General features: G+C 57.7%; 1 pseudogene. It reads left to right on the top strand.

Annotated features, from left to right (window positions below):
- Positions 1-237 (top strand): annotated as a pseudogene (locus EU800_RS27410) (hypothetical protein); the annotation flags it as partial.
- Between the last annotated feature and the right edge of the window lie 146 nt (positions 238-383).

Here is a 383-nt window from a genome sequence, read left to right as displayed (position 1 = left end):
CTCTACATGCTGACCAGGATGGGGGAGGCGCGGGATTTCGGCACCGGGATCGCGTTGAAGAAGAACATGCTGGGCAAGATGAGTTCTTTGGAAGTTCTTCACATCCTTCCGAAGGCCCAACTCTTGCAGCGGCATCGAGGGTTAACCGCCGCAGCAGCGCTCGCCAACCCTTCGGTTACGAATGACCGCACGGGAAATACTTGCAGGGACGGTCGACAGGGGAGGAACTCGCCATGAAGATTGATATCACCGGAAGGAATGTGACTAAGGACATGCGCAAGATCGCCCGTGACTGTTTTGCCGAGCATGGAAATGTCGGGTGCGTGACGGTGGGCGTGGCGCGCATTGGATCATCACTGGGTAGCTCGCCTCGGCAGGTCTCA

This window comes from Tropicimonas sp. IMCC6043 (assembly GCF_004146235.1).
In the GTDB taxonomy this organism is placed as follows: Bacteria; Pseudomonadota; Alphaproteobacteria; order Rhodobacterales; family Rhodobacteraceae; genus Tropicimonas.
The sequence above is the reverse complement of the archived record's forward strand: the minus strand, read 5'-3'. Positions and strand labels throughout refer to the sequence as shown.